General features: G+C 53.5%; 10 protein-coding genes. 7 read left to right on the top strand and 3 right to left on the bottom strand.

The genetic code is table 11. The features are described 5' to 3' along the window. Positions 1-85 precede the first annotated feature (85 nt). Both ACP15L_RS22780 and ACP15L_RS22775 read left to right on the top strand, forming a co-directional pair. A protein-coding gene (locus ACP15L_RS22780) for an IS3 family transposase (RefSeq protein WP_425084199.1) occupies positions 86-1,437 on the top strand; the annotation gives its coding sequence in 2 pieces (ribosomal slippage) (positions 86-422 and positions 422-1,437; 1,353 coding nt in all). A gap of 269 nt (positions 1,438-1,706) precedes the next feature. Further along, positions 1,707-2,717, top strand: a complete 1,011-nt coding sequence (locus ACP15L_RS22775; protein ID WP_353394309.1) for a carbohydrate kinase family protein — start codon at positions 1,707-1,709, stop codon at positions 2,715-2,717. 174 nt (positions 2,718-2,891) lie between these two features. Here ACP15L_RS22775 and ACP15L_RS22770 read toward each other — a convergent pair whose 3' ends face one another. Beyond that, positions 2,892-3,773 (bottom strand): LysR family transcriptional regulator, encoded by an 882-nt coding sequence (locus tag ACP15L_RS22770; protein WP_170417145.1) that lies wholly within the window; start codon positions 3,771-3,773, stop codon positions 2,892-2,894. Positions 3,774-3,877: 104 nt separating this feature from the next. On the opposite strand from ACP15L_RS22770, the gene ACP15L_RS22765 reads away from it, so the two are divergent. Genes ACP15L_RS22765 through ACP15L_RS22755 form a run of 3 tightly spaced genes read left to right on the top strand, consistent with a single transcriptional unit; the run spans position 3,878 to position 5,841 of the window. Beyond that, on the top strand, positions 3,878-4,672 hold the full coding sequence (locus ACP15L_RS22765; RefSeq protein ID WP_170417147.1) for a VOC family protein: 795 nt from the start codon (positions 3,878-3,880) through the stop codon (positions 4,670-4,672). A gap of 35 nt (positions 4,673-4,707) precedes the next feature. After that, entirely contained in the window at positions 4,708-5,478 is a 771-nt protein-coding gene (locus tag ACP15L_RS22760) for a nuclear transport factor 2 family protein (RefSeq protein ID WP_170417149.1), read from the top strand. 12 nt (positions 5,479-5,490) lie between these two features. After that, the gene (locus tag ACP15L_RS22755) at positions 5,491-5,841 is read left to right on the top strand and encodes an antibiotic biosynthesis monooxygenase family protein (protein ID WP_170417151.1); all 351 of its coding nucleotides are present in this window, start codon (positions 5,491-5,493) and stop codon (positions 5,839-5,841) included. A gap of 230 nt (positions 5,842-6,071) precedes the next feature. On the opposite strand, the gene ACP15L_RS22750 is transcribed toward ACP15L_RS22755, so the two are convergent. Beyond that, positions 6,072-7,565 (bottom strand): DUF1254 domain-containing protein, encoded by a 1,494-nt coding sequence (locus ACP15L_RS22750; RefSeq protein WP_170570601.1) that lies wholly within the window; start codon positions 7,563-7,565, stop codon positions 6,072-6,074. 34 nt (positions 7,566-7,599) lie between these two features. Continuing rightward, a complete protein-coding gene (locus tag ACP15L_RS22745; RefSeq protein ID WP_216601803.1) occupies positions 7,600-9,111 on the bottom strand; it encodes a DUF1214 domain-containing protein in 1,512 nt (503 codons plus the stop codon). 96 nt (positions 9,112-9,207) lie between these two features. Here ACP15L_RS22745 and ACP15L_RS22740 point away from each other — a divergent pair, with 96 nt between their 5' ends. Beyond that, positions 9,208-10,230 carry a helix-turn-helix domain-containing protein gene (locus ACP15L_RS22740; protein WP_170570598.1) on the top strand — a complete coding sequence of 341 codons (1,023 nt, stop codon included), beginning with the start codon at positions 9,208-9,210 and terminating at the stop codon, positions 10,228-10,230. 626 nt (positions 10,231-10,856) lie between these two features. Then, positions 10,857-12,208, top strand: a protein-coding gene (locus ACP15L_RS22735; RefSeq protein WP_425084199.1) for an IS3 family transposase whose coding sequence is annotated in 2 segments (ribosomal slippage) — positions 10,857-11,193 and positions 11,193-12,208 — 1,353 coding nt in all. Because the reading frame shifts where the segments join, the coding sequence is not laid out codon by codon here. Positions 12,209-12,282: the final 74 nt, after the last annotated feature.

Below are 12,282 nucleotides of genomic sequence, written 5' to 3'. Positions count from 1 at the left end.
TGTCTGACGTCAGCGCCAATGGGACAGTTTAGGTCGATTTGATAAGAGAGGGTTTCTGGCTCATCGTAACCGCCAAGGAGTGGAGATGAGAAAGAAACCCGGAACCAAGCAGAGCCACGGTGAGAAGGTCGTAAAGGACATTCGCCGTGCGACCCGCAAACAGTATTCCGCAGAAGAGAAGATCAGGATCGTGCTGGACGGCCTAAAAGGCGAGGACAGCATTGCAGAGCTGTGCCGTCGTGAGGTCATCGCGCAGAGCCTTTATTACAGCTGGTCCAAGGAATTTCTGGAGGCCGGCAAGAAACGTCTGGCAGGCGACACGGCCCGCGCGGCAACTTCCACCGAAGTGAAGGATCTGAGACGGGAAGCCCGTGATCTGAAGGAGGTGGTTGCCGAACAGGCTCTTGAACTGCGGTTGCTCAAAAAAAGCATGATCGCGGATGGGGACGACGACGCATGAGATATCCCGCATCCGAAAAACTGGAAGTCATCCGCTTGGTTGAGCAATCGCATCTGCCGACCAAGCGCACTTTGGAGAAGCTGGGCATTCCGAAGACCACCTTCTATCGCTGGTACGACCGATATCTCGTCGGCGGCCCCGAGGCGCTTGAAGATCGTAGACCCACGCCGTCACGGGTCTGGAACCGCATTCCCACGCCAGTGCGCGAGAAGATCAAGGATCTGGCTCTGAAGGAAAGTGAGCTTTCCCCGCGTGAATTGGCTGTTCGCTTCACTGACACAGAAAAGTACTTTGTGTCAGAGGCTTCGGTCTACCGCATCCTCAAGTCTTACGATCTGATCACCAGCCCAGCCTATGTGGTTTTGTCAGCCGCAGACGAGTTCCAGGACAAGACAACACGACCGAACCAACTCTGGCAGACCGATTTTACCTATCTCAAGGTGATCGGCTGGGGCTGGTTCTATCTCAGCACGATCCTGGACGATTACAGCCGCTACATCATCGCCTGGAAGCTTTGCACGACGATGAAGACCGAGGATGTGACCGACACACTGGACCTCGCCCTGCACGCCTCAGGCTGTGATCAGGCAACGGTGCTGCACAAGCCACGTCTGCTCAGCGACAACGGGTCCAGTTACATCTCTGGTGAGCTTGCCGAATGGCTGGAAGATCAGAAAATGGATCATGTTCGAGGGGCACCATACCATCCGCAAACTCAGGGAAAGATCGAGCGCTGGCACCAGACGCTCAAGAACCGCATCCTGTTGGAAAACTACTATCTGCCCGGTGATCTCACGCAGCAGATTGACGCCTTCGTCGAGCACTACAATCACCGGCGTTATCACGAGAGCCTGCAAAACCTCACGCCCGCTGATGTCTACTTCGGACGCGGGCAGACCATTCTAAAACAACGAGAAAGGATCAAACGAAAGACTATCGAAACCCGGCGCTTGCTTCACCGCAAAACCGCCGCATAATCAATCTAACCAGATGAGACAGATACTCTCTTAGATCACGCCGCCATCCGTCCCAAAACCCCTGACAACGGACAGACCAGTCAATCATGCAAGCCGCAGAGAACGGAAACACTGAGCCCATAGTGCTCAATGCCGCTGCGTTATCAAACACCCCATGATACATGCTTGAGAGCTACTGGAAAGCCCACCGGTGGTGTGGCTTTAGAGTGCGAGGCTTAAAGAGGTCTGATACTCTAAAGGCAGCATCATTTTCTATGTGGGAACATATCGTGCTCGATCCGATTCAGCCGAAAAAAGAGAGACAAGGCATTGCATGTGCGGGGAATTGGATACTTGATACAGTTCACTCAATTTCGCACTGGCCTGAAAAGTCAGGTCTAGCACTCATAAAAAACCAGCATGTCGACCTTGGTGGCGGACCCGCCAATGTAGCCTTGGGCCTGAAAGCCATGGGCGTGTCTTACCAAGTAATTCCAATTGGTCTGATAGGCGCAGGCGCTTTGGGCGACGAAGTCTTGCGTCTATGCGCAGAAGCGGGGTTGCCTTTAGACGGCCTACTGCGAACAACGCGTGCAACAACATCCCAGACCCATGTGATGAACGTGCAAGGTGACAGCCGCACCTTCTTTCACCACCGAGGTGCTAACAGTTTATTTGATGCGGCGTCGGTTAATATTGATGAGCTATCGGACGCCGGGATTAAGTTATTGTATCTTGGCTATTTAACGTTACTAGACAAACTGGATGAGGTCCTGCCAGAGGGCAAAACTAGAGCAGCATTGCTGTTGTCAGCTGCCCGCGCCAAAGGCATGAGCACTTGCGTTGACCTCGCATCGTTCAGGTCCGACGCCTACGCGGATATTGTGTCAAAGACGCTTGCCGAAATCGATTTTCTGTTTGCGAATGAGCTCGAAGCCGAGGCGGCAACAGGCATTAATCTCACGCAAAAGTCTGATCCCAACGAAATGATGAAAGCAGCTCGCTTTCTAAAATCCGGTGGGGTCAATCGAGCGGTCATTATTCATAGCCCAACGCAAATCGTATGTTGTGAAACCGAGGTTGAAATTGCCTTCGCGCCGGACCCGATACCTGCTGAAGAAATCATCAGCCCAGTGGGAGCGGGTGATGCTTTCTGCTCCGGCGTTGTTCATGGTCTCCATGAAGATTGGCCCATTGAGAGTTGTCTTAAATTTGGTGAGAAAGTTGCCGCCGCCTGCTTGTCTGGGCATACCGCCACCGATGGACTCAAAACAATCTCAGTTCCGTCGAAACCTCCATAGAAAAGTCGCTCAAACCAAAAGCGGCTATGTCCGCATCTTAGAGGGTGCAAAGCTCATAGTGAAGGTCCGCTTCGGGCTGTCTCCAGTCATCTAAACGGGAGGCAGCGAAGGTCGATTACGAGCCCATACCTACCAAATGCTGCACACTGCACGAATGGCCACTTTCGAGCCGACCTACGCCCGAATCTCTTCACGCATAAACTCCACAAAGGCCCTTACACGCGGCTTTCGAAAGGCCGAAGGTAACTGCACGCTTTGGATCGGCAAAGTGCGGGAATGGAACTCCGGAAAGAGTTGCACAAGACGTCCGGTTTCAAGGTCGTCCCCCAAAAACACATCTGGGCATATGAAGATGCCGCTCCCGGCACGCGTCGGTACGAGGCAGGCGGGAGGACTGTTTGCCAGAAATGGGCCAGAGACAGGCACCTGCACGGTTTGCCCTTCGATCTGGAATGGCCAGCGGTTTGGATCGGGGTTGTTCGCATCTCGAATGCAAATGTGGTCCGAGAGTTCCGCAGGATGTGAAGGTGTGCCATGTTCTTCAAGGTAGCAAGGAGTCGCGACGACTTTCATATGCGTTTCACCGAGCTTGCGAACGACCAAACTGGAGTCGCTGAGCGCGCCGATCCGTATTGCGATATCGAAACCGCCCTTGGCCAGATCAGCATAATGATCCGACAAGTCCAATTCGACTGTGACGTCCGGGTGTTGCTCTACGAAACGGCTTGCTGCTTTAGCCACCGCCGTGTCGCCATAGGTAAGGGGCGCCGCCACACGAACGATGCCCTTCAAGCCCTCTGAAGCGTCAAACTCAGTCTCCAACTGCTCCAATTCAGCCAGCACCCGTCGCGCTCCTTCCAGATATCGCTCCCCCTCGTGGGTCAACGACATAGACCTGGTGGTGCGATGGAGAAGATTCAGCCCAACCATGTTTTCGAGCTGGGCCACACGTTTGCTGACCAGCTTGTTTGAAATGCCAAGCCGTTGTCCGGCGGCGGCAAAAGAACCGGATTCCACAACAGCCACGAAGCTCTGCATCCCGTCGATCCGGTCCATAGCATTGTCTCCATTTGTGCGATACACACTCGCTCTTATCGCCATTTCATGGAGAAAAGACCATCGCTAAGTTCCTCTCAAGCTGAATCGCAGGAGAAAAGAACATGGCAACGTCAGACGCCCCCATCTCAATAGGTCAGGTCGCCCTGACGGTGCGCGATCTGGATAAGACCGCAACCTTTTATGAAGACGTGATCGGCCTTGGCCTAGTCGAACGCAACGGTGAAAGCGCCCGCCTCGGCACCGAGGCCGGCACGCTGATCGAGCTGCGCCAGGACCGCAATGCCAAACCCTTTCCCAAAGAGGCGGGGCTGTTTCACACCGCATTTCTGTTGCCGTCCAAACAAGACCTCGGCGCATGGCTGATCTACGCGGATGAGCGCGGTGTTCGCCTGGATGGCGCATCCCACCACGGTGTCAGCGAGGCGCTGTATCTGAACGATCCCGAAGGAAACGGCATCGAAATCTATCGTGATCTGCCTCGCGAAGCGTGGAAACGCCAAGGCGATACCATCCACATGACAACGCACCCGCTCGACCTGAAATCACTAACGGAGGATGCCACACAGTGGCAAGGCGCACCGCAAGGCACAGTCATCGGACACGTTCATTTACGTGTCGGTGATGTCAGCAAGGCAGCCAAGTTCGTTACTGACGAGCTGAGTATGGTTCAGACATTTGAGCTGCCCTCAGCCCGCTGGTTCGGGTCCGGTGGCTACCATCACCATCTTGCCGCGAATGCTTGGCAATCAAAGGGGGCAGGCCCGCGCTCTGTCGAAACCACAGGTCTCGCGAGTGTTGAGCTGTTGGCTGACCCCGCAAGTCTCACGCCCGGCCAGAAGGTCGATCCCTGGGGCACAGAATTCACGATCACCTCAGTGCAGGCTTGCGCCGCGTGAATGTCGTCAAATCAAACCAAGAGAGGACTACAACAATGACACCTAAAGAACTCGTAATGGAGGCCGTAGCCGCCATTTTTGTCAACTTCGACGCAACTGCCGCCGAACAGCTTCTGGCAAAGGACTATATCCAGCACAACCCAGCCGTCCCCACGGGGGCTGCGCCGATCCTTGGCTTCATTCCTGGTCTGAAAGAAAGCGGGATCGAGGTGGATATCCACCGGGTGATCGCGGAAGGCAACATGGTTGTCCTGCATACGACCTACAACAACGCTCAGGCGTTCGGTGCTGACACTCTGGTGGGGTTCGATGTTTTCCGCGTCGAGGACGGAAAGGTTGCAGAGCACTGGGACAACCTGACCCAAATTACACCGCCAAATCCTTCGGGGCATACTCAGACCGATGGTTCAACTGAGATCACAGATCTGGACAAGACCGCTGAGAACAAAGCGCTGGTCACAGACTTTGTGAACACCATCCTGAAAGATGGCGACGTTGACCGGATCACCGAATTCCTGTCCACGGAGACCTACATCCAGCACAACAGCAACATTGCTGACGGTCTGGACGGTTTAGGTGCTGCTCTTGCTGGCATGGCCGAGCAAGGCATCCAGATGATCTACACGGATGTCCACATTGTTGTGGCCGAGGGTAACTTTGTCTTCACCGCCTCTGAGGGAACGTTCGCTGACAAACCAACAGCGTTCTATGATCTGTTCCGCGTCGAAGACGGCAAGATCGTTGAGCATTGGGACGTGATCGCCGATATCCCTGCGGAAATGGCTCATGACAACGGCAAGTTTTGATCGGGTGCCAATATGAAAGCGTTCCTGATCACCTTAATGATGACGCTGGGAGGCGCGGCTATGGCTCAAGATGCTGGTGTAATCGAGATTGTGACAATGGACCTTGCCGAGGGTGTTTCAGCTCAAGCGTTCGAACCGGTCGACAAGGCCATTGAGGACGAGTACGTCAGTAAACAGCCTGGCTTCATCTCCCGGCAAGCCGCCTTCGCAGACGACAAATGGGCGGTTGTCGTCAATTGGGAAAGCGCGGAGGCAGCGCAAGCATCCATGGACAGCTTTGCCTCTGCTCCGGCTGCTGAGAAGTTTATGAGCATGATCGATGCATCTTCTATGTCGATGAAGCGCTACCAACTGGCACGGTAAGAGCCTTCATACTAACCAAAGCGCCCATGGAAACATGGGTGCTTTGTTGCATTTTGATCATCAGCATTCATCACCGGACAATCGGGCTATCCAGGCGGACGGCAACTCTGTCCGCACAGCAGACATTCATGCTTTGGACAGCGAATGTCTTCTTCGAGCCCGAAGCGGACACCGAAAAAATGTCAGACGACGCCAAAAAGTAGCATCGCCCGATAGTCGCGGTTGTCGCTTTATTCTACCAGTTCCAGATCACCGGGACGCCAGGTCTTGTCGAACCAAGGCTCGAGCGGGCCGTAGAGGCGCATCATCACGTTGAAGCTTTGCCCGGGCATGGTTTGCGCCCAGTTGTTCTCCCAACCTTCTGGGGCTTCTGGACCAAAATAGATGCTGGTACTCCCATCCTCATTAGGTTTTATCCCCGGTCTATTAGAGTCGATACCACCGGATTGCTGGTCAGTTTCAAGGATTGACCGAGTCTGTCCGCTATACAACATAAACGACGCAAAGTTTTTGGCGGGAACCGGCGCCGGTAGCGTTACCTTATAGGTTTTTGAGCCGTCAAGGTACTGTCCGTTGCTGTCTCGCGCTGTCATCGCATAGACAGACCCCGTCCCGACCGGTGGCGAGGTCATCGCAGGCGTTATGCCCGTTGCCATATAGAAAAAGTACGACCGATCATCGAGGATGCGCGCGCCGTCCTCAAGAAAAAGATAGCTCTGGCGTTGGAACGGTGAGTTCCATTGCCGGTCTTCATAAAAGAAAACTCCCGGATCGCGCGAGGCATACGTGATCGCTCGCGCCGTGGCGTTTGCGATTGCTGCTGCCTCCTTGAAAATGGCCTGCATACGGGCATCGGGTTCGAAGGGCTCGCCCTTCCTGATCCCTATGGAAGCAAACGTTCCTACAATTTCCGGACTGAACGCACCAATTGGATTGTTTTCGAGTGCGACGTGGATCTCTTCAAAGAAGTCTTCGTTGTTCGCGTGAACAGTGTTGTGTTGAACACCGGAGATATTCAGGAAAATTTCCGCGGGAGGATTGTCCGCTTCACTAAGCGGATAGATATTCAGACCCGCCTTGATCTCGGCAACAGGGCCAGCCGTATCTCCGTCTGCGTCTGGCGAGCGTCTTAGCAACAACCAGTGCTCATATGTCTTTGTGCGTAGTTCGAAGTAGCCCTCGGGCACCGGCGTTTCATCGTCGTTGTGCAAAAGTAGATACTTGCCACCTTCTCCCTTATCCGCGCCAAGCGCCCCGATATCCGTCACATAGTCAAACGCGGCGTCATCAAGCAACCCAAGCAGGCCTGCCGGAACCTCAATCACCATCGGGCCATCCGAGATATCGACATTCGAACCAATGTAGATTGTGGTTGTATTGGGCGTCAGCCAGATGGACCGCGCGTCCAGCAGGTCTTCTGCAATCACGACGTCATTGGGATTGACGCCCAAGTCTTCGTATCCCTGAAACATAGCTCGAAGCGAAGCGATCTTCATGCCATCCAGGAAAGCCGTCGTTGCTCTGATCAGATCAAGGTTGTCGAAGACTTTCTCCACCGTCTCAGGTGATGGCATACCATCGAAGAATTCCAGATCACCAAGCGTCTGGGTCTCGACCTTGTCTGGTGTAAGAACATTCTCAGGAACGTCGGCTTTGAATTCTTGGGCTGAAGAATGCGATGCGAGTATCAGGGCAGTCAGCACAGCTAACGACTTTGTTTTCATTGTTCGCTCCATTGGGAATTACTGTTTGTTTTGATCAGTTTACTTTTTCTAGATCGCCCAGCATCCAGCCACTCTCCAGCCATCCTTCTTGCGGCCCATATAGACGAAACAAAAGGAAGTACGGCTCTGTGGTTGGTATCCAGTTGCTTTCCATGCCTTCCGGTGCTTCTGGTCCAAAAAAGATGTCGTAAGAACCGTCTTCATTAGCCTGCATCGCATCAGTGTCGCGCTCGGACAAACCGACAGGATCAACGTTCCGAATGAAGCTCTTGGTCTCCATCGAATAAACAATCACGGACCAGAAATCGTCGGCAGGTGTATCCGCTGGGACGTTCAGTTTATAGGTCTGATTGTGATCGTACATTTCCCCGTCGCTGTCGCGCAGGCCTGTCAGATAAAATGTACCTCCGCCCAGTTGTTTCGGCAGGTATGTAATCCAGAAATAACTGCCGCCCGCACGCGCATCCACAAGGACTTCGGTCTCAGTCTCATAGGGGAAACCAGCCTCGGGTTGACCATCCGCGAAATCCCAAATCAACCACTGGCTCCTCATCTCGCCGCTATCGTCGACCCAAAGTGGGATCATGGCTTTCCCGGGCGTCACAAAGTAGTTCTGCATCGAGGCGTACGCGAGCAACAATCCCTCGTTCATTGCCTGCATTTGAAGTTCACTTGGTTCGAAAGGCTTTCCCTTCTCGATCCCGAGATCTTTCAGAAAATTCACCATAACCTTGTCTTGTGGACGGATCGGGTTGTTTTGAACGTAATCGTTCAGGTCCTGAAAGAATGTCTCGTTGTAGTATGGAAGCGAGTCGTACGGCACTTCTGACGCTTCGAGATAGTTGTTGGGTGGCGGATTGTCGGCCTCGGACAGGTAGTACACTTTGATCGTCTGAGCGTACTCGGCCGCATCGGCGTCCGTTCCGCCATTCGTCAGTTTTGGCCGGAACGAAAAACCATATTCGTAGGTATCTGTTTCAAAGGGAAGGTATCCCGCTTCAGTTAATTCCTCCAGCGACATTTCCCCTTCGTAGCCTGGGGGTAGCATGAGGTACTTGCCGCCGACACCTTCATCGAAACCATCGGGACCTACGTCCACAATAGGAACATCCCAAGCATTCACGATTGTACCGAAGTAGTTCACCTTGTCGGTGGCAGCGGGCACTTCAATGACAAGGGGACCGGGTTCGGAGGTCATTGAAGCCCAAGCATAGGCCGTAACATCGTTGGCCGTAAGAAACCCATGTTTGGAGTCGAACGGCTTGTTGAGATAAATGATGTCATTGTAGTCGCCACCGAGGTCGCGGCGAATGCCCTTGAGGAAATCGATCATACCGGCGGCAGGCATTCCCCAAATGGCCGTCTGGGTGGCACGCTGCACCATAATCTTGTACTCGATGTCCTCGACCTCGGCTGATCGTGCAAGGATGTCGCCCGTGTCGTTGAAGGACTGGGAGAAAACTGGTGAAGCAGAAATACCTGCGCCGAGCACCATTCCCAAAAAATGCATCGAAAAACCGCCGTGTAATGGCCGAAGTATTTTCATATTGCAATGCTCCCTGCTGTTTAGGGAAAGCTTGCACATCCGTTCAGCCGATGCGTATCATTTCACGACACGCGGGCGAACAAGCGGGTTGACGGATTGAACCTACCACCGATGATTTCGGCCAAGGCCTTGGGCGCGATGCCCCAGTTTGTGCTTGAGGCCGCTGGGGAAAGACGCTTGTTGCGTGCTTTTGACTCTGCCGATCTTCCTGTTCACTTCATTGAGGAAAGAGGCGGTTACATCTCGGAGCATGCCTTGGCGACCTTTGTGCACGAAGCCGCACGATCCACGGGACAACAAAACATCGGATTGTTGTGGTCACCGTATCTCACTGTCGCTGACTACGGCGCCTGGGGGAGTTACGTTCTTTCTGCTCCAACGCTGGGGGCAGCGCTAATACGAGCTTCTGCCGTCATGCCATTTCATTCGTCCACGGATCGCGCGTGGCTTGAAACTTCGGGCACTAGCGCGCGCTACTGTTATCGTTTTGGACTTCGCTCGCATTTCGCGTATCCGGACATCGGTTTCTCGGCCGTTGGGGTTTTTCTGAGCATATTCCGCGCGTATTTAGGAAACGATTGGAAGCCATCGGCCGTGCTCTTGGACTTCCCGAAAGTTCCTGGGTTTGTCGAGGCAGAAGACACTTACGCTTGTCCTGTAATCTGGAACGCCACCCGCCTTGGGGTTGAGTTTGAAGCTTCGGCTTTGAGCTCCGAAGCCGCGCCCAAAAAACTTAGCGGAGGCTCGACAACTGTCGGAGATATTTCACGCGAACGATTGGGCGGCCCACCTCAAACACTTAGAGGACAAGTCGAGGAGGTGGTTTGGCAACAACTTCATCGGGAGGAAATGTCGATTGATGCCACCGCGCGTTCGCTCGATCTTGGCGTTCGCACACTACAACGGAAGTTAGCAAGCGAAGGGGTTCGTTTTCGCGAAATCGTCAACGATATCAGGGTAGCAAGGGCCGAGGAACTCCTTACAGATACGCGCGAGACAGTCTCCAGTATCTCCTCCATGCTAGGATACGAAACCGCAAATAATTTCAGCCGCGCATTTAAGAAGGTAACGGGATTGGCACCCTCTGACTATCGCCAAAGGAATTCCGGTCATACTTGAATGGTCGTCTGCAAAAGCAAGCCGTTGGCGTCTGCATTGCTCACAAATTTAAGTTCAGGTTGGATGCGACGAGTAACCGCGTCCAGCCCGAGTAGGGCGGGAAGCTAACCTAGTTCGATCACTTTATACGTTTTCTTTTAGGATCAAGAAACAAAGTGAACTGGAACAATGACAAAGTTGCAGACTATTTGCTTGTAGAGGTGATTCTATCTGTTGCCCCGCGTCGATTACCCTGGGATAGGATCAACGCGGGGCTGTAGGAAAGTGCTAGGTAATCAAATGACGCCCGCACTCACTACGGGAAACATTCTGATATTTCGATGCTTGCTCTATTTATGTATCCAATTTGGATATTTGATAGATCCAACTGCTTAAAAGTCGGAGCATGCAATGCGCACACCCCTCGAGATGGAGAGCTTTGGTCGCGAGTTAACCGAGCACCTTCTTAGAATTGTATGGTTGCTTATGTTGGTTGATACTTTTTTGGAGCTATTCCAAACAATTACTCAAAAAGCATCCACGAGATGGAAAATACTTCTGTTGTCTGACGTCAGCGCCAATGGGACAGTTTAGGTCGATTTGATAAGAGAGGGTTTCTGGCTCATCGTAACCGCCAAGGAGTGGAGATGAGAAAGAAACCCGGAACCAAGCAGAGCCACGGTGAGAAGGTCGTAAAGGACATTCGCCGTGCGACCCGCAAACAGTATTCCGCAGAAGAGAAGATCAGGATCGTGCTGGACGGCCTAAAAGGCGAGGACAGCATTGCAGAGCTGTGCCGTCGTGAGGTCATCGCGCAGAGCCTTTATTACAGCTGGTCCAAGGAATTTCTGGAGGCCGGCAAGAAACGTCTGGCAGGCGACACGGCCCGCGCGGCAACTTCCACCGAAGTGAAGGATCTGAGACGGGAAGCCCGTGATCTGAAGGAGGTGGTTGCCGAACAGGCTCTTGAACTGCGGTTGCTCAAAAAAAGCATGATCGCGGATGGGGACGACGACGCATGAGATATCCCGCATCCGAAAAACTGGAAGTCATCCGCTTGGTTGAGCAATCGCATCTGCCGACCAAGCGCACTTTGGAGAAGCTGGGCATTCCGAAGACCACCTTCTATCGCTGGTACGACCGATATCTCGTCGGCGGCCCCGAGGCGCTTGAAGATCGTAGACCCACGCCGTCACGGGTCTGGAACCGCATTCCCACGCCAGTGCGCGAGAAGATCAAGGATCTGGCTCTGAAGGAAAGTGAGCTTTCCCCGCGTGAATTGGCTGTTCGCTTCACTGACACAGAAAAGTACTTTGTGTCAGAGGCTTCGGTCTACCGCATCCTCAAGTCTTACGATCTGATCACCAGCCCAGCCTATGTGGTTTTGTCAGCCGCAGACGAGTTCCAGGACAAGACAACACGACCGAACCAACTCTGGCAGACCGATTTTACCTATCTCAAGGTGATCGGCTGGGGCTGGTTCTATCTCAGCACGATCCTGGACGATTACAGCCGCTACATCATCGCCTGGAAGCTTTGCACGACGATGAAGACCGAGGATGTGACCGACACACTGGACCTCGCCCTGCACGCCTCAGGCTGTGATCAGGCAACGGTGCTGCACAAGCCACGTCTGCTCAGCGACAACGGGTCCAGTTACATCTCTGGTGAGCTTGCCGAATGGCTGGAAGATCAGAAAATGGATCATGTTCGAGGGGCACCATACCATCCGCAAACTCAGGGAAAGATCGAGCGCTGGCACCAGACGCTCAAGAACCGCATCCTGTTGGAAAACTACTATCTGCCCGGTGATCTCACGCAGCAGATTGACGCCTTCGTCGAGCACTACAATCACCGGCGTTATCACGAGAGCCTGCAAAACCTCACGCCCGCTGATGTCTACTTCGGACGCGGGCAGACCATTCTAAAACAACGAGAAAGGATCAAACGAAAGACTATCGAAACCCGGCGCTTGCTTCACCGCAAAACCGCCGCATAATCAATCTAACCAGATGAGACAGATACTCTCTTAGATCACGCCGCCATCCGTCCCAAAACCCCTGACAACGGACA

This window comes from Ruegeria profundi (assembly GCF_049800715.1).
In the GTDB taxonomy this organism is placed as follows: Bacteria; Pseudomonadota; Alphaproteobacteria; order Rhodobacterales; family Rhodobacteraceae; genus Ruegeria; species Ruegeria profundi_A.
The sequence above is the reverse complement of the archived record's forward strand: the minus strand, read 5'-3'. Positions and strand labels throughout refer to the sequence as shown.